At 68.5% G+C, this 17,408-nt stretch carries 17 protein-coding genes; 5 read left to right on the forward strand and 12 right to left on the reverse strand.

Features of this window, described 5'->3' with window-relative positions; translation table 11 throughout:
- Positions 1-34: 34 nt before the first annotated feature.
- From ACWEVO_RS03000 to ACWEVO_RS03010, 3 genes are all read right to left on the reverse strand, one after another.
- Positions 35-613 (reverse strand): NUDIX domain-containing protein, encoded by a 579-nt coding sequence (locus ACWEVO_RS03000; protein ID WP_452305888.1) that lies wholly within the window; start codon positions 611-613, stop codon positions 35-37.
- A 12-nt stretch (positions 614-625) separates the two neighbouring features.
- Positions 626-1,309 carry a MerR family transcriptional regulator gene (locus ACWEVO_RS03005; protein WP_452305889.1) on the reverse strand — a complete coding sequence of 228 codons (684 nt, stop codon included), beginning with the start codon at positions 1,307-1,309 and terminating at the stop codon, positions 626-628.
- A gap of 98 nt (positions 1,310-1,407) precedes the next feature.
- Entirely contained in the window at positions 1,408-2,409 is a 1,002-nt protein-coding gene (locus tag ACWEVO_RS03010; protein WP_452305890.1) for an aldo/keto reductase, read from the reverse strand.
- A 163-nt stretch (positions 2,410-2,572) separates the two neighbouring features.
- Between ACWEVO_RS03010 and ACWEVO_RS03015 the strand changes: the two genes are divergently transcribed.
- Complete coding sequence (locus ACWEVO_RS03015) at positions 2,573-3,694, forward strand: DegT/DnrJ/EryC1/StrS family aminotransferase (RefSeq protein ID WP_452305891.1); 1,122 nt, start codon at positions 2,573-2,575, stop codon at positions 3,692-3,694.
- 4 nt (positions 3,695-3,698) lie between these two features.
- Here the strand turns inward: ACWEVO_RS03015 and ACWEVO_RS03020 are convergent, their stop codons facing one another.
- The 8 genes from ACWEVO_RS03020 to ACWEVO_RS03055 form a co-directional block, all read right to left on the reverse strand.
- Positions 3,699-5,345: an ABC transporter substrate-binding protein gene (locus ACWEVO_RS03020; protein WP_452305902.1), complete on the reverse strand. Its 1,647-nt coding sequence runs from the start codon at positions 5,343-5,345 to the stop codon at positions 3,699-3,701.
- Between the two features lie 53 nt (positions 5,346-5,398).
- Positions 5,399-6,400, reverse strand: coding sequence for a methyltransferase (locus tag ACWEVO_RS03025; protein ID WP_452305892.1), 1,002 nt, complete (start codon positions 6,398-6,400; stop codon positions 5,399-5,401).
- Positions 6,397-7,617 (reverse strand): DUF885 domain-containing protein, encoded by a 1,221-nt coding sequence (locus ACWEVO_RS03030; protein ID WP_452305893.1) that lies wholly within the window; start codon positions 7,615-7,617, stop codon positions 6,397-6,399. The genes ACWEVO_RS03025 and ACWEVO_RS03030 overlap by 4 nt, the downstream gene beginning before the upstream one ends.
- Before the next feature lie 12 nt (positions 7,618-7,629).
- Positions 7,630-9,285: an ABC transporter substrate-binding protein gene (locus ACWEVO_RS03035; RefSeq protein ID WP_452305894.1), complete on the reverse strand. Its 1,656-nt coding sequence runs from the start codon at positions 9,283-9,285 to the stop codon at positions 7,630-7,632.
- Between the two features lie 17 nt (positions 9,286-9,302).
- A complete protein-coding gene (locus ACWEVO_RS03040) occupies positions 9,303-10,634 on the reverse strand; it encodes an aminotransferase class V-fold PLP-dependent enzyme (RefSeq protein ID WP_452305895.1) in 1,332 nt (443 codons plus the stop codon).
- A 143-nt stretch (positions 10,635-10,777) separates the two neighbouring features.
- Positions 10,778-11,536, reverse strand: coding sequence for a winged helix-turn-helix transcriptional regulator (locus tag ACWEVO_RS03045; protein ID WP_452305896.1), 759 nt, complete (start codon positions 11,534-11,536; stop codon positions 10,778-10,780).
- Between the two features lie 101 nt (positions 11,537-11,637).
- Positions 11,638-11,904, reverse strand: coding sequence for a MoaD/ThiS family protein (locus ACWEVO_RS03050; RefSeq protein WP_452305897.1), 267 nt, complete (start codon positions 11,902-11,904; stop codon positions 11,638-11,640).
- A 21-nt stretch (positions 11,905-11,925) separates the two neighbouring features.
- Positions 11,926-12,792 carry a formylglycine-generating enzyme family protein gene (locus tag ACWEVO_RS03055; protein WP_452305903.1) on the reverse strand — a complete coding sequence of 289 codons (867 nt, stop codon included), beginning with the start codon at positions 12,790-12,792 and terminating at the stop codon, positions 11,926-11,928.
- Positions 12,793-13,037: 245 nt separating this feature from the next.
- Between ACWEVO_RS03055 and ACWEVO_RS03060 the strand changes: the two genes are divergently transcribed.
- Positions 13,038-14,357 carry a nucleotide sugar dehydrogenase gene (locus ACWEVO_RS03060; protein ID WP_452305898.1) on the forward strand — a complete coding sequence of 440 codons (1,320 nt, stop codon included), beginning with the start codon at positions 13,038-13,040 and terminating at the stop codon, positions 14,355-14,357.
- A 4-nt stretch (positions 14,358-14,361) separates the two neighbouring features.
- Complete coding sequence (locus ACWEVO_RS03065; RefSeq protein WP_452305899.1) at positions 14,362-15,336, forward strand: NAD-dependent epimerase/dehydratase family protein; 975 nt, start codon at positions 14,362-14,364, stop codon at positions 15,334-15,336.
- 30 nt (positions 15,337-15,366) lie between these two features.
- Here ACWEVO_RS03065 and ACWEVO_RS03070 read toward each other — a convergent pair whose 3' ends face one another.
- Complete coding sequence (locus ACWEVO_RS03070; RefSeq protein WP_452305904.1) at positions 15,367-16,080, reverse strand: class I SAM-dependent methyltransferase; 714 nt, start codon at positions 16,078-16,080, stop codon at positions 15,367-15,369.
- A gap of 78 nt (positions 16,081-16,158) precedes the next feature.
- On the opposite strand from ACWEVO_RS03070, the gene ACWEVO_RS03075 reads away from it, so the two are divergent.
- Entirely contained in the window at positions 16,159-16,485 is a 327-nt protein-coding gene (locus ACWEVO_RS03075) for an ArsR/SmtB family transcription factor (protein ID WP_452305900.1), read from the forward strand.
- A gap of 117 nt (positions 16,486-16,602) precedes the next feature.
- Entirely contained in the window at positions 16,603-17,370 is a 768-nt protein-coding gene (locus tag ACWEVO_RS03080) for a class I SAM-dependent methyltransferase (RefSeq protein ID WP_452305901.1), read from the forward strand.
- The last annotated feature ends 38 nt before the right edge of the window (positions 17,371-17,408 follow it).

Below are 17,408 nucleotides of genomic sequence, written 5' to 3' on the forward strand. Positions count from 1 at the left end.
ATCGCCCCGGGAGGCGCGCCGATGGAACGGCGGCTCAGAGCCGGGCGGCAAGCAGGGCGAGCGCGGCGACCGTCTGCCCGGACACCGGCGCGGACCCGTCGCGGATGCGGTCATACAACCGACCAAAGGGTTCGCTGACCACGACGAGGTCCTGCTCGGTCGCCTCGTCGTGACTCTCATCAACGGCCGGGTAGAGCCCGGTAGCGAGAAAGATCGTGTCTCGCTCGTCCGCAATACCGACCGCAGTCATCAGTACGCCGAGCTGCTCCATTTGGCGGGCTCGGCGCCCGATCTCCTGGCACATCTCCTTCTCAGCTGACGCCGCCAGGGACAGGCTCGGATCGGGCCCCCCGCCGGGAAGTTCGAGGACACACGGTACGTCCCGCTCGGCCGGGGTGCGCGCGTTGGGACGGCGCTGGGCTACCAGGTGTACGGTGAGATCCTCCTCCAGCGGAACCGCGAAGACTACCTCGCCGAGGATTACCCCGTGATACACGGCGGGCCGGCCATCAGGGAGCCGCAGCTGCGTTCGCCGATATCCGTAGAAGGTGTTGCCCAACGGATTGGCGCCTTTGCTGTACAGGGTTTCGTCGACCACTTGCCAGTCCCCCATGCTGTTCCTCCCTCACACCTCAGCAGCACCCGCCCGCGACGCGTCGGCAGGTGGCACGCGTGTCAGGGCGTCCTCCAGCGCGAGGCTGCGCATCGCGGCCTGCAGCGCGCCGCCCAGCACGATTGCGACAACCAGCGCCTCGCGCGCCGCCGCTCTATCTCGCGCGCCGGAGGCCATCGGCTGCGCGATTGCCGCGACCGTGACAGCATCGCAGGCGGCAAAGCGGCCAGCGGCCTCGGCGTAACGCGAGAGGACGTCGCCGATTTCGTTGACCTCCAGGAGATGCGCGGCGGTGCAGATGTCCATGAGTCGCGCTAACGCCTGCCCGTCCCGCCGCACCTGCCATCCCTGCGTGCCGATCACTGACATCACCAGCTGCTCCGCGTCGCGCCGGGCATGCGAGTCAATCCGGTCGCGCGGCTTTGGCATGCTTGCCCGTTCGCTCATGGCAACCAGGTCGGCCACCGCCACATTGGCGTCGCGGGCGGCGGTGAGGAGGGCACGGGTGGCGTCCACGGACAGGCCGCCGATGCCGGTCAACGCGCGGACGAGTCGCAGCGTCCGCAGGTGTGAGCTGTCGTAGAGTGCCTGATTGTGTGCGGTGGCCGTACCCAGCGCGAGGAGGCCCGTACGCAGGTAGTACTTGATGGTCGGGATGGCCACGCCGCTGCGCCGTGCGAGCTCACCGATTCGCATGCCGACCACGTGTCGGCGCACCACTGTTCCTCCTGCGGCTGAAGAGTCGAAGTAGGAATTGTTCGTCGGCGCAGGCCATGTCCCGGGCCTCACCAGTCCTACGTCACCCATGCCTCCGGCGCCGGGCCGCCCCTGCCGACCGCCGGGAAAAGGCGGTCGAGCTCCTCCATTTCGACGTCGGTCGCTCCGTCGTCGAGAGCGCGCAGAGCGGCGTCGAGCTGGGCCGGGTTGCGCGGGCCGATCACCACCGCCGTCACCGATGGATGCTGTGCCACCCACGCGAGGGCGAGTTCTGCGGGATCCCGGCCCAGGTGGCGGCAGAGCCGCTCGTAGGCGGTCACGAGGCCGCGCCGGTGGGCGAGCGCCTGCGCCGACCGGCCCTGTGCCGACTTCACCGCGGTCCCCGCCGCCAGCTTCGCGAGTACGCCGCCGAGCAGTCCGCCGTGCAGTGGCGACCAGACGAGTACTCCGACGCCGTAAGCACGTGCAGCGGGAATGATCTCCAATTCAGCGTGGCGCGTGTAGAGGTTGTACAGGCACTGCTCGGAAGCCAGACCGAGCAGATTCCTTCGACGCGCAGACTCCTGCGCCGCGACGATGTTCCATCCCGCGAAGTTCGAGGAGCCGATGTGGCGCACCTTTCCCTGCTGGATGAGGAGGTCCATCGCCTGCCACACCTCGTCCCAGCCGACGGTGCGGTCAACCTGGTGCATCTGGTAGAGGTCTATCCAGTCCGTGCCGAGCCGGCGTAATGAGGCTTCGCAGGCCCTGATAATGTGCCGGGCCGACAGGCCGGACGAGTTCGGGCCGTCTCCCATTGGGTTGCCCACCTTCGTGGCGAGCACGACCTCTTCCCGGCGCCCTGGGTTCGCCGCGAACCAGCGGCCGATCATTTCCTCGGTATATCCCTTGTGGACTCGCCATCCGTAGATGTTCGCGGTGTCCAGGAAGTTGATGCCGCATTCCAAGGCGTGGTCCATCAACGCGTGCGCCTGCGGCTCCTCGACGCGGCCGCCGAAGTTCACGGTACCCAGGCACAGTCTGCTGACCTTGAGGCCGGTGCGACCCAACTGGGTGTAGAGCCCCGTGTCGTGCCGCATGTGCTCTCCTCCAGCGCGACTGCCAGTGGCTTGAAGCTGAACATTACCATATGTAAGTCAAGCTACCCAGCGCCAAGCCTGCATCGTCTTGCCTGCGCCCGGAGAGGCGCTTTAGATTCATAGGCTAAAGATGCAACGGCGATTGCGAGTCGAGGAGCAGGCCATGATACCGGTGTCCAAGGCGGCGACCTCCCCGAAAGCGCTCGACCGCATCGCGCGCATACTGAGCAGTGGACGGCTCGAGCACGGACCCACCGTCGACGAGTTCGAGCAGGCGCTGGGCCGGCGGCTGGGCAATTCCCGGGTGGTGGCGGTCAACTGCGCGACCTCCGCCCTGCACCTCGCATTCAGCCTGGCCGCCCGGCCGCCCGGCGAAGAGCCCGCAACCGGTGAAGTGCTCACCACGCCGCTCACATTCGAGGGCACCAACTGGCCGATCCTCGCAAACGGACTGCGCATCCGCTGGGTGGACGTGGACCCCGCGACGCTCACCATGGACCTCGACGATCTGGCAGCCAAAATCTCCCCGGCCACGCGCGCCGTCGTCGTGGTGGACTGGGCGGGCTACCCGGTCGACCTGGCCAGACTGCACACCGTCGTGGACGAGGCAGCCGACCGGTATGGCCGGCGCCCGCTGGTCGTTGAGGACGCCGCGCAGGCGTTCGGCGCCAGCTACGGCGGCCGCCCGCTCGGCAACCACGGAACCATCTGCGTCTACAGCCTAGGCCCCATCAAGCTGCTCAGCAGTGGCGGCGGTGGACTGTTGGTGCTGCCGGACGCGTCCACCGAGCGCCACGTCCGGCTACGCCGCTGGCACGGCATCGACCGTCATGCCGACCGCGTTTCCGGCGACTACGATGTCGAGCACTGGGGCTACCGGTTCACAATGAATGAGATCTCCGCGGCGATCGGCCTGGCCAACCTCGAAATCGTGGATGATCTGCTCAGTGTCACCCGCGCCAACGCTGCATTCTTCGACCGCGAGCTCGCCGGCGTACCCGGGCTGGAACACATCGAGCATGCAGCCGACCGCGAGCCGTCGTTCTGGCTCTACCCTCTCAAGGTCGACGACCGCCCCGGTTTCATGCGAAAGCTCGCCGCTGCGGGCATCGCGACCAGTGTGATGTGCCGGCGCAACGACGCGCACTCCTGCATGGCGGACGTCCGGGAGGAACTGCCCGGCCTGGACAAGGTGCACGACCGCCTGGTGCACATACCGGTCGGCTGGTGGCTGACTGATCAGGACCGGCGCCACATCGTCGACACCATCCGATCCGGCTGGTAGGTCCTCAGGACGGCGGGTCCAGCCATAGGTTCGCCGCGTCGTACCACCGGTCGATCTGCGGCATCGGGATGGCGTTGCGCACTCGGGCGCTCGCGCGGTGGCGGATCATCGGCTCGCACGCCGCCACCGGCACGATGGCCACATCCGCCATGAGCCGGCGGTCGATCTCATGCCACAGGTTGGCGGCCTGTTCGGGATCGCGCTCGGCCAGCGCCTCGTCGATGAGCCTGTCCACGTCCGGGTTGCGGTAGTCGCCGTAGTTGCTCGTACCGCGGGCGAAATTGGACTGGAACATCGGCTGGATGTACGCCCGCCCGTTGTTGCCGTACCAGTCCGGCGTCCACGACGCGGCGGCCAGGTCCCACTCGCCGGCCAGCGCCCGGTCCGGGTCCTGCAGCAGCCGATAGAACTCGTCGGTGGAGCCCACACGCACGAGGTCGACCGCGATACCGCCCTTGGCCAGATCGGCCGCGAAGGAGGCGGCGACGTCGGCGTGCACCGCGTCCTCCCGGTACGGCACCCGAATCCGGATGCCGTCCGGATACCCGGCCTGTGCGAGCAGGCCCCGGCACCGTCCGGGGTCGCCCCGGTCGCCTTCGGTGGGGTAAGGATCGTACTCGCGGTGCCCGAAGTTGCCCGGCGGGATCACGGTGTGCGCCGGCTGGCTGAACGTACCCACGTCCATGCCGTCGAAGAGCCGGACGATGGCGGCCTTGTCGACGGCGTACGCGATCGCCCGGCGCACCAGCAGGCTGCTCATCGCGCCGCCCTCGTTCGGGCTGCGGAAGTTGAAGACCAGGTACGGGTTAAGCGCATACCCGAGGTGCCGGCCGGCGTCCGGAGGCCGGCGGTCGTCGCTGATCACCGCAGCCCCCCAGGACAGGTCGGCGGCGCCAGAATCGATGGCCTGGCGCACCTGCTCGTCCGTGGCCGGCTCCATGCGCACCTCGATGCCCTCGATGTACTGGCGCCGCAGCGGATCCGAGTCCGCCCGCCAGGCCGGGTTGCGCTCCATGGCAAGAAACTTGCCGTTCTCGAAACCGGTTAGCCGGTACGGACCGTTGGACCGGATGTTCGCGATGAACTCCGGGCTGTCCGGTACGACCTGGTCGTACTCCTCGGGTGCGGCCGAGGCGAACGGCATAGCCAAGATGTTCAGCAGATCGTTGGCCGGGCGGACGAGGTCGATAACGAGAGTTCGGTCATCGGCCGCGCGCAAACCCGCGATTTCGTTCGTGTTCTGGTAATTGGCCAGCCGCGCCGCTGTCGCCTCCACACCATCGAACGCGGCCCGGTAGCCCTCGACGAACTCCGTCATCCCCACGATCGTGCTCGTGTAGTAGGCGATGGCGCCCGCACCCGCCACCGGGTTTGCCATCCGCTTCAACCCGCGGACGAAGTCGTGCGCCGTGACCGGTCGCGGTGGCACGCTGTCCCAGAGGACCCCACCGCGCAGGCGGATGGTGTACCGCCGTCCGTCCGCGCTCACCCCACCGTTCGCCTCCGTGGGCACCTCCGCGGCCACGTCGGGCACCGGGACCAGCGCGGACGAATCCGTGGTGGAGGGATATCCGAACAGCTGCCGCGCGAACAGCCGAATTATTTGGTGGGAAAAGGCGTAGTAGGCGCTCGCGGGATCGACGTGGTCCATGCCGCCCGGCCCGTAGTAGCGCAGCGTCCCACCGAAGCGCGGTTCCTCGCCGATCACGCCGCCCGCCCCTCTACGATCGCCACGGGCGACGCGGTTGGGATGATCCGGGTCACCCGCAGTCCCGCGGCGTCGAACAGCGGGCGCAGCTCTGCGGCTGAACGCTCCTGACCGGTGAGCGCGGCGAGCATCATGAAGTCCATCTGCCTGCTCTGGTGCGGTTCGTCACCGTCCGGGATCACTGCGTCGATGACCAGCACCCGCCCGTCCGGGCGCATCGCCCGCCGACAGTTGCTCAGGATGCGGATGCTGCGCTCGTCGTCCCAGTTGTGCAGGATCCGCTTGAGCAGGTACACGTCGGCGGCGGGCACGTCGGCCAGGAAATCGCCCGCCAGCACTTCCGCGCGCCCCGCCACCGCTGATGCGTCCAGCCGGTGTTCCTTGACCATGTGCGGCTGGTCGAGCAGCACACCCCGCAGGCGCGGGCGGGCCAGCAGTACGCTCTGCAGGAACGCGCCGCGGCCACCGCCGATGTCCGCCACGACGCCCTCCTCGGGGAAATCGTAGGCGGCGACGAGCAGCGGATGCTCGGCGTCGGAGACGGTAGCCATGCCGTCGTAGTAGAGCGCCTCGATGTCCGGGTCGGCGTCGAAATACTCGCCGAGCGACCGGCCGAACACCTGCGCGAACGACGGCTGCGGGTCGGCGACCGCCCGCGCCGCCTCGTGAGCCATCGTCCAGAACATGGTGTCGGTGAACATGAGCACGCCGGACCGCGCCGGCACCGCGGCGTCGCTGCGCAGCGCGGCACCCCGGTCGGTCAGCGCGAAGCGCCCGGCGCCGTCCTCCATAACGATGCCGCGCGCGGCCAGCAATCGCAGCACCCGCCGCAGCCGGCCCGCGTCGGCACCAACCGCTTCCGCCAGCTGGGCGGCGGTACACCAACCGTCCGCCATGGCGTCCGCGACACCGAGCTCGGCAGCCGCGCGCAGCGCCGCGGCGTATGTGTACCCCATGGCCTCCTCATACAGGAAGAGCGCCGATTCTCGTTCGTTCATGGCACCTCCACGCGGTTCAGCTCGGCACGCAACGTCGACGGCAGCAACTGCTCCGCCAGCAAACGCCGGTACCGCTCGATGGCGGCGCCGTCGACCGCAGTTGCGGACAGCCACTCCCCGACCAGCCGCGCGCCCTCGACGTAAGTCACCGAGTACGCGCGCCATAACGGGTCGGCGAGGAACTGGGCGATGTGCCGCGCCCTGTCCTCCGGTAGCAGCAGCCATCGCCTCAGGTAATCGGCGGCCGTGTCGAGGTCGGCACCCCGGTCGTGCAACAGGATCGCCGCGTCCTGGCGGGCCGGCAGCAGCTCGCGTACCAGAGCGACCATCCGCTCCACGAGCGGGCCGTCTATGGTCACGCCGTGGTCGGCCAGGATCGCCTCGGTCCACGCGCCCCAGCCCGCGCCCAGCAGCGCGGTTACGCCCACCTCGGCGGTGCCCTCGGCCATCAGGCACTGCGGCGTGTTCACCAGCGAGATGGCGTGCTCCGTCTCGCCCCGCCCGCGGACCAGCGTCGCCTCCTTCACACAATGTTCGGTGTGGTGCCCTGGGTAGGACTCGTGGCTGATGAGCAGGGGCAACGCCCCGATCGCGCGGCCGGCCTCCGCATTGAGCGTTACCACCGAGCGGAAGTCGCCGTGGTAGCGATTGAATGCGTTCCACGGGCGGTCGGTCACCACCTCGTACTCGATTCGTTCCCGCTCGGGCAGCGGAAACACGGCGAGGGTGCGGGCGCGCAACTGGGCGCTGACCGCCCGTACGGCAGCCTCCAGCCGGTCGGGCGGCACCGCGTTCGCGTCGTAGAACGCATCCACCCTGGACTGCAGGTCGCCAGGGCCGGGCAGCAACTCGTCGATTTCGTCGTGCACCGCGGCGTACCGTTCCGGGTCGCCAGGCGCGACGGGCACCTCGAAGTAGCGCTCGACCTCGGTCAGGAAGCTGATTTCCTCGCCGGCGAGCCGGCGCGCCGAGCATTCCAGCGCTTGCACCTGGGCGCTCAGGTACGACTGTCGCTGCGGAGACAACCCGCTGTCGGCCAGCGCGACGTGCAGCCGCTTCGCTTGGTCGATCAGAGCGGATGCCGTGCTCAACGGCTCGTCCTCGATCTGCCGGGCGAGCTGCGGGTCACCGAACCAGCAGTCGACGAACCCGTCCACCAGGCGACCCAGCCGCAGCCCGAGTGCCAGGTAGTCGCGAACGACCGGATCATCATTCATGCCAGCTCCCTCTCAGGCGGCCGGCGCGAGCCGGACGAGCGATAGGTCCGGCGCGCTACCGAGAGTCGGCAGCGATATCGCGTCGCAGACGCGCGACCCGAGCGGATACCCGCCTGGCTTGCGGAACACCAGTGGAATCACAGCTGCATCCGCGAGCACACGCTGCTGCACCTCCTGCCAGATCCGGTTCGCCTGCGCCGGCACGCTCGCGCCGAGCGCACGATTGATGAGCGCGTCCACCTCGGCATCGCGGTAGCCACCCCAGTTGGCCGTGCCGCCGGTGGGGCCAGAGTGGAACATGGGCTGCAGAAAGACCCGGCCGTTGCCGTGGTACCAGTCAGGCGACCGGGAGGCCGCGGCGATGTCCCACTCCCCCGCGCTTCCCCGGGCCGGGTCCGCCAGCAGGCGGTGATAGTCGGCGCCGGGCAGAGCGACCAACCGGACCCGGAAGCCGGCCCGCTCGAGGTCGGCGGCGTACCGTCGAGCGATCCGAGCATCCCGGTCGGTGTCCGCGTGCGGTGCGACGAGGTCCACGTCGTCTTCGTAGCCGGCCTCGCGCAGCAGGCGCCGCGCGCGCTCCGGATCCCCGGCACAGCCCGCGTCGTCGATGCCCTCGGCATACCCGTCGTTGCCGGGCGGCACGACACCGTCCGCGGCCCGCGCCAGGGAGCCCGGATCGAACTCTGCCACGAGATCGCGCAGCGCGGTGCGATCGATGGCGACGCCGATGGCCCGTCGTACCACCGGATCGCGCATCGCACCGCCAGCATTCGGGCTACGCAGGTTGACCACGAGGTACGGGTCGAGCATCCAGCCCAGGTCGTCGCCGGGACCGGGCGGCTCCCGCCGAGCCACCGCGGGGCCGAAGGGCAGATCCGCCGCATCCGCGGCCTCCGGGGTGACAGTCACCTCGATGTGCTCGGCGTGCCTGCCCCGTACCGGGTCGGTGTCCTGCCGCCATGCCGGGTTCGGCCCAAAGAGCAGCCTCCGGCCGGGGTCGGCGTCGACCAAGCGGTACGGGCCGTTCGAGCGCAGGTTCGCTCGCAGCTGCGGACTGCCGGGAATGAACTTGTCGTACTCCTCGGGCGCCGGCGCAGCGCAGGGCAGGGCCAGGATGTCGATGAAGTCGACGGCGGGGCGGAACAGCTCGAACACCACGGTGCTGTCATCGAGGGCGAACACGCCGGGGATGTCGTTGGCGTCCTGAAACTCCTTGAGCGCCGCCGCGCTCGGGTTGGCGGCCGGTACCGATGCCGCGTACTGATCGCAGTACTCCGCCATGCCCCGGATCGTGCTGGTGAAGTAGACCAGGCCGGGCGGGCGGAGCACCGGGTTGGCCATCCGCTTGATGCCCCGCACCACATCGTGGGCGGTCAGCGGGCGCCCGGGCGCAGTGTCCCAGAGCACGCCGGGGCGCAGGTGAACCACGTAGGACCGGTGGCTGGCACCGACGCCGGCGTTGTACGTCGACGGCACGGCGAGCGCGAGGTCGGGTACGGGTGCGACCGCACGCCAGTCACGCAGGTCACGTTCGGCGGCGTAGGTGAACAACTGACGGGCGTACAGCCGGGTCAGCTGAGCGGCCGCCGGGTGGTGCGCGGCCACAGGATCAAGGTCATCAACGCCACCGGTGCCGTAGAGGCGCAGGGTTCGGGTCATCCTCACCATCCTCGGGTTACCAGCGCTCACGACATGTCGTCAGCGAGCTTCACCAGGATCTCTACCGTCCGGTCGATCTCGTCCTCAGAGTTGAACAGATGCGTGCACAGCCGTGCGGCATAGTGCTGATGCGGCGAGCCGGGCACGTCGAACTCCGTCCAGCGGGACCACACGCGGTGTTCGCCCTCCAGCCGGTCCACGTACGCCATGAACTTCTTGATGTTCCAGGCGTCCTCGGGGCGCCGGAACGGGTTGAACGCCACGAGCGGCGAGCGCAGTCGTGGGTCGGCGCCGGGCGAGTAGATGGCCTGCGTGCCGAAGCTCTCCGCGATCCGCCGGCGGCAGTAGTTGCCGAGCGTCATGGTTCGATGCTCGATGCGGTCGCGCCCGATCTGGTCCCACAATGCGCACGCCTTGGCCAAGGCGGCGCCCCGGGCCAGGTTCGCGCTGCCGGCGCTTTGCAGGTAGTCGCCGATGTTGTCGCTCTCCACGGAGGTGCGGGTGCGCGGCGGCGGGCTGCCCATCATCGGGTACCAGGTGGAGATGACCGGCCAGAACGTCGGTAGCGGCAACGGATTGTGCTCCGGGTGCACCTTGTTCCGGATGTACAGCAGGCCGGTGCCCAGCGGACCGCACTGGAATTTCGAGCCGGAGCACGCGATGAAGTCGGCGCCGATGGCGCGCAGGTCACAGTTGAAGAGCCCGGGCAGCAGCGCGCCATCGATGACCGTGGTGAGCCCGTGCCGCTGGGCCAGCTCGCAGAGCGCCCGGACCGGCATGAGCGTGCCCGTGAACAGGGTGATCCCGGCGAAGGCCAGCACCTTGGTACGCGGTGTGATGGCCCTCTCGAACATCTCGATGATTTCCTCGGCCCGCACGTCGTAGCCGGACGGCGGGGTGAGCACGGTGAGCTCGATGCCGTGCCGGTTGCGCAGCAGGTTGAAGTTGGACAGCACGGAGTAGCACTCGTGGCTGGTCGTGATGACCTCGTCACCCGTGTGCAGGTCGAGTCCGTTGATGATGCGGGCCACGCCCTCGGTGGCGTTGTGGCAGATCACCATCTCGTCGCCGTCGACACCGTAGGACCGGCCGATCGCCTCGCGGTACTCGGTGAACATGGCCGGTCGGTACACGTCCATGAGGCCGCCGGTGAACTCCCGGGTGACCTGGTCGATAGTGTTCAGCACCTCGTGTGGCATGGCACCGACGGTGCCGGTGTTGAGATGCGTGGTGCGCGGATCGAGCGCGAACATCGCCCGGATGGTCTCCCACGACGCCTCACGCAGCGGTGAGTCCGGCGGGTTCCCGGGTGGTCGCGACGGGCCGATCCATTCGTCTGCACGTACGCTCTGGCTCACCGCGGCCTCCCTGCGCAGCCTGATCGACAGCAGGAATCTACCACGGGTTTTTAAAGTGACCCTCGGACGCGATCGTCCCTACTCTCCTTTGAGCAAGCTCGAAAACACCAAGCGTGTCAGAGACATAGCACGCGCAAATGAAGTCAGCGCCGGACGGTTACCTTCTTGCCGGCGACCGGCTTAGCGGGCACGGGCGGGGCAGGCGGCTTGACACCGCCGGGCGGCGCCAGGGTGGGCTGCTGCGGGCCGAGCCCGATCAGGCGAAGGCAACGGGGTACCGCGGCGGGAGACCCGGTGATCTGGACCGCGCCGCCGACCACTGCCTCGATCGGGTCGAGCCGACGCATGCCAAGGTCGAAGAAGGTGCGCGCGTCGGTCCTGGCGACCAGCGCCGGGGCCTCGGCCGGACCAGGATGCGTGGACGCGCAGCCGTCGACGACGGCCACGTGAAAGACCTCGCCGTCGACTTCGAACTGGTAGACCTCGTCCACCTGCGACGCGCGATCGCTGTCAATCATCGCCTCGATCGCGAGCGCGGCCCAGGTGGCCCGCACCGCCTCACCCCCCTGGTGCGGCTGGTTGCCGCCGATCATCAGGCCGAACCGGGCCAGGCCGAGGATCGGCTCGTGCAGGCTGCGGCCGAGTTCCGTCAGCGCATAGCCGGCGGTACGGCGGCCCGGTTCGAGCGGCTCGATCAACCCTGCTGCCGTGAGGAACGCCAGCCGGTCAGCCAGCAGGTTGGTGCCGATGCCGGGCAGGGCGTCCAGCAACTCGTTGTAACGGCGCGGACGCAACAGCAGTTCGCGGATGATGAGCAGGGTCCAACGCTCGCCGACCACGTCAAGGGCGTACGCCAGGCCGCATTCCTGGTCGTACGTCCGTCTCTCCCTCGAGGTCTTCACCACTGGCCTTTCCGTACACGCGCCTTTTGCTATTGCGTAGTACGGTCAACTATTGCACGGGTGCCGATTGCGCCCATGCTCGGCGGCCGGGGCCAGACCGGTCAGCCTCCGGCCATCGGGGGGATGATCGTGACCGTGCTACCGTCGGGGACCTCGGTGATCACCCGTTCGTGGCGGGGAACCGCGTCATCGTCGAGATAGATACTGTAGTACCGCAGCAGTTCGCCCTCGCCGTCCAACAGCCGCCGGCGGAACGTCGGGTGCCGCGCCGCGAATTCCTTGATGACCTCGACAAGCGGGCCCTGCCGCGCCTCGAACTCGGTGCGGCCCCTGTGCGCCCAGCCGGACGGGAGCACAATCTTCACCACCGCAGCCTCCCGGTTGCCGCGCTACGCGTCCCTCGCGCAACGGAATCCCAGTGCGAAGTTGGACCAGCCATCCGGGTCTGCGTGCATCCGTTCGCCGCAGCGCACCTGATGGCGGAAGTTCATCCAGGAGCCGCCTCTGACCACGCGGTGGCGGCCCATGACGGCGCGCAGTGTCAGATCGCACGGCATGTTCTCGTCGTAGAGGTATGAGAGGGTGGCCGTCCACTCGTATGCGTTGCCCGCCATGTCACTGCAGCCAAAGACGCTGTCGCCGTGCGGGGAGAAGCTACCCACCGGCGTCGTGTGCGGCACGGGACCGCGGCGGGCGTACACACCATCCCACCACCGCCGCCATGCCTCGAGCGAGTCAATCGGGCCGGCGTAGTACTCCGCAGTGTTGGCGTAACCGGGATCCCACCTGTCGCCCCAGGGCCAAATCCGGAAGACGGGCCCGCGCGCCGCCAGCTCCCACTCCGCCTCGGTCGGCAAGCGCTTGCCGGCCCAATGCGCGTATGCGTTGGCGTCGTTCCACGAGATGTGGACGACGGGATGGTCGGCGTACCCGTCGATTCCGGTGCCGGGGCCGCCTGGACGGCACCAGCTCGCCCCGTCCCACTCCGTCCAGTAGGACTCGCCGTAAACGAGACCGTACCCGGCGCGCTCGGCATCCGTCCGATACCCAGTCGAGCGGACGAATGCGGAGAACTGACGGACGGTCACCGGATAGCGGTCGATCAGGTACGGCGCGATGCTCACCTCCACCTGCGGCGCCTCATCGGCGAACCAACTCGACGGGAACGCCTTCTGGTCCCGGTCCAGCCAGTCGAGCACCCAGCCCGGCGTGCCCTGCAGGTACCGGCCGCCAGGGATCCGGACCATGGAGTCCACCGCGATCCCGGTCACGCGGCACCGCCTTCCCTATCGGCCGACAAGCTTGCTAATAATATAGCACTGAGTGACGTTCGGCCTAGTCTTCTCCGATTGGCAGAGCCGACGCTTGAAACGGATGTACCGCCTTGATACCGTCGGCGGGTCCGTTCCTTACCCGGGCGTTCTCGGCGCAGGCGGGCAGAAGGGCGGTACGGTCTGCGATGCGGTTCCTCCCCGACTCTCTCGACTCTCCTGCTCTTCGCGTGGCTGTCGTCGGTTTCGGATACATCGGCTCCTGCCTGGGCGTAACGCTTGGGCAGCGCGGGATGCATGTCGTAGCCATCGACAGGGACGAGTCGACAGTCGACGCCCTGAAGCGCGGCGAGTGCCGGATCCCCGAGCCAGGACTGGCCGAAGCGGTAACCAGACTCACTGCCTCGTCCCAGCTACGCGCCACCACCGACTATGCAGCCGCCGCCGATGCCGACGTGGTTCTCGTCACCGTCGGCACCCCGGTCGACCCGGATCGCGGCCTCGTCGCCGACCAGCTCGTCGACGCCTGCACCCAGCTCGCACCGCATGTGCGGCGCGGACAGCTGGTCATCCTCAAGTGCACGGTGCCGCCGGCCACCACGCGCACCCTGGTCGCACCGCTGCTGGAAACGAACGGTCTGATGCACGAGGTCGACTTCGGACTCGCCTTCTGTCCAGAGCGCCTCGCAGAAGGCGAGGCGCTTCAGCAGCTCGCACGACTCCCAGTGGTTGTCGGCGGCTGCGGCCCGGCGAGCACCGAGGCCGCGAGCCGGTTCTGGGAGTACGCGCTCGGCGTGCCCGTACATGAGGTGCCCTCCCCGGAAACGGCGGAGCTGGTGAAGCTCGCCACCAACTGGTGGATCGACGCGAACATCGCCATCGCCAACGAGCTCGCGCGCTACTGCGCCGCTCTCAAGGTTGACGTCCTCGACGTAGTGTCCCGTGCCAACGCCCTTCCCAAGGGACAGAGCACGGTCAACCTGTTGCTGCCGAGTATCGGGGTGGGCGGTCCCTGCCTCACCAAAGACCCTTGGATGGCGTGGCGCGACGCGCAGGGCCGAGGCGTCGACCTCGCCACCGTGGCGACAGCGCGCCGGGCCAACGACGGCATGCCGGAGTACACCGCGGACGTCATCACCGACGAGCTCATCAAGATGGGCCGCGATCCGACGCTGGCCACCGTGGCCGTCCTGGGAGTCGCGTTCAAGAACAACACCGGGGACCTGCGCAGCACCCCGGTGCGCGGAGTGGTGGCCGCACTGCGGGCCTCCGGCATGCGTGTGCGGCTGTTCGACCCGCTCGCCGATCCGGACCAGGTCGTGCGGGAGTTCGGCCTCCCGCTCACGGCGAGGCTCGAGGAAGCGGTCGCGGGAGCCGACTGCCTGGCTGTTCTCGCCGGGCATGACCAATTCCACGCCGTCGACTTCGCCAACCTGCGCGAGCACGTCGCTATGCCGTGCCTCGTCTTCGACGGCCGGATGTACTACCCACGGGACACCGTGGGCCGACTGCACGAGTGGGGATACGAGTACCGAGGAATCGGACGGTGACGCAATGGCACAGGTCGTGGTGACGGGTGGGCACGGCTTCGTGGGAAGCCACGTGGTCGAGCGCCTGGCGCGCCAGGGTGACGAGATCACCGTGTACGACCCGGACCCGCGGCCGCCAGACCTGAGCGTCGGCCCGGCGCGGGTCCGGCACGTGGCCGGCGATGTCCGCGACGAGAAGGCCCTTGCCGAGGCGATCCGCCCCGGCACCGACGTCGTGTATCACCTGGCCGCGGTGGTCGGCGTGGACCGCTACCTGGCCCGACCGTTGGATGTCATAGAGGTCAACGTGCTCGGCACCCGCAACGTCCTGCGCCGCGCCGCGGCGGTCGGCGCGTTCGTCGTCGTGGCCAGCACGAGCGAGGTGTACGGGCGCAACCCGAGCACCCCCTGGGACGAGGACGCGGACCGCGTGCTCGGCAGCACCTCGGCCGACCGGTGGTCGTACTCCACGAGCAAGGCCGCGGCCGAGCACCTAACGTACGCGTTCGCTCGACAGGAGGGCTTGTCCGCCTCCATCGTGCGCTACTTCAACCTTTACGGTCCCCGGCAACGCCCGGCGTACGTGCTGAGCCGCACCGTTCACCGGCTGCTGCACGGCATGCCGCCCCTGGTGTACGACGGCGGCACGCAGACCCGGTGCTTTACCTATGTGGAAGACGCCGCAGACGCGACCGTACGCATTCCGGACGTCGAGGCCGCCCGTGGCCAGTCGTTCAACATCGGCAGCGACCGGGAGATCATGGTGGCCGACGTGGTCCGGTTGGCCACTCGGCTGGTCGGCACCGACGTGCCACCGCAGCCGCTGGACACCAGCGTCGCGCTCGGCGCCCGCTACCAGGACATTCCACGGCGAGTGCCGGCCGTTGCGAAGGCGCGGCGCCTGCTCGGCTGGCAGTGCGTCACCCCGCTGGATGTGGGGCTGCGCCGCACCATCACGTGGGCCCGCGACAGCGAGTGGATGCGGCTCGCACCGGCCTGACGGCTCCGGGCCGCCAGGCCGGCCGGTCGCTCATCCGGTGCGGACGCCGACGAACAGGCCACGTCCGGTGAGCCAGCCTTCCTCGTATTGGACGCTGCAGCCGGCGCCGGCGAACGCGTCCTCGTACTCCGCCCTGGTGAACATGGTCAGCATGGTCACCTGGCTGACCTCCCGGATGCCGGAGTCGTCGCCGATTAGCCAGCGCTCCTCCATCCGGGTCGCCCGGCCCTGCCGAGTCGAGCGGGACACGCGCGCGATGGTGCGGCCGTCCTCCCGCACCAGATCGCCGCCCACATACCCGTCGAGGAACCGCTCCGGGAACCACCACGGCTCGACCACGAGCACGCCGCCGGGTGTCAGGTGATGCGCCATCGACGACACGGCCGCTCGCAGGTCGGCCACGGTCTCCAGGCAGTTGATGGCCACGAACAGGCAGGTCACCGCATCGAACGTGGTGTCGAGCCGGAAGTCGCGCATGTCCGCGTCGTGGAGAGGAACGGTCGGCATCCGATGCTGGGCCAACCGCCGCATGTCGGGGCCGGGCTCGACGCCGGCGACCCGATCGAACTCTGCGGCGAAAGTCTGCAGATGCAGACCACCACCGCAGGCGACGTCCAGGAGAGAGCTCGCATCCGGGCGCCGTTGCCGTATCTGAGAGGCGATGTCGATGGCCTCGTCGTGCCAGCTCTTGCCCCGGTTGCTGTGGGTGACTTCGTAGACCTCGAGATACTCCGGTCCGAACATGTTCACGGTCCCTTCTAGCCCCGGTCGACCAGGTTCAGCACGGCTCAGAACATAACCGCGCTCTGATATATTTGTGTCATGCACGCATTCGACGTCCTCGGCGATCCGGTCCGGCGTCGAATCCTCGAGATGCTGGCCGATGGCGAGGCGTCGGCCGGCGAGCTCGGCGCCGTGGTGCAGCGCGAGTTCGGCATCACCCAACCCGCCGTCTCCCAACACCTGAGGGTGCTGCGGGAGAACGGCTTCGCCACCGTTCGCCGGTCGGGCGTCCGCCGGCTGTATGCGGTCGACCCCGCCCCCCTTCGGGAGGTGGACCAGTGGCTTGAGCGGTACCGCAGGTTCTGGGGCCACCACCTCGACGCGCTGGAGACCGAGGTGTCCCGGGGACGCCGCAAGCGGAAGTAGATAGCTTTAGATATAGATCGCATAGCGCCGGAAGGCGTCGCCATTTGCTTGCACTGCCTCGCCCGCCGTCGATAGGCTTTAAAAGTATATAGCGGACTCGCGAGCCGGGAGGCCTTGATGGGCGAGAACACGGACCTGCGCGCCTTCGTGCACGACTCACCCCAGGAGACGGAGGTGAACCAGCGGCTAACCAAGCTGCTGGCCAACACCCCCATCCCATCCGAGGAACTCATCAACAACCTCCCCCTCTTCCTTCGCCGCCACCAGATGCTCGACCTACTGTCGATGGATGCGCTTTACCGCATGGTGCTTGACATTCCCGGCATCATCGTGGAGTTCGGCGTGCGCTACGGCCGCCACCTCGGTACCTTCGTGGCCCTGCGCGGCGTGTACGAGCCGTACAACCCGCTGCGACGCATCGTCGGCTTCGACACGTTCACCGGCTTCCCCGAGGTGAACGATGTCGACCTGGTGGGGCCGACCGCATACCCGGGCCGGTTCGCCGTCCCCGACGATTACCCGGCGTACCTGCGGGAGGTGCTCGAGGCCCACGAGATCGGCGAGTTCTTCGGGCACGTCACTCAGCGCAGCGTAATCGTCGAGGGGGACGTACGGGAGACACTCCCCCGCTACCTCGAGGAGAACCCGCAAACCGTCATCGCGATGGCCTACTTCGACATGGACCTCTACGAGCCGAGCCGAGCGGCGCTGGAGGCGATCCGGCCGTACCTCACACGCGGCAGCGTGCTCGCCTTCGACGAGCTGGACAACCCGAAGTGGCCGGGCGAGAATGTCGCTATGCGTGAGCTCTTCGGGCTCGACCACGCTCCACTCCACCTGTTGCCCGGCCGGCCTGCTCCGGCGTACCTGCGCTGGGGCGAATGACCCTCCGGCGTACGTTGCGGGCCTGCCCTCGGCAGGCC

It is taken from the genome of Micromonospora sp. NPDC003776 (assembly GCF_053605645.1).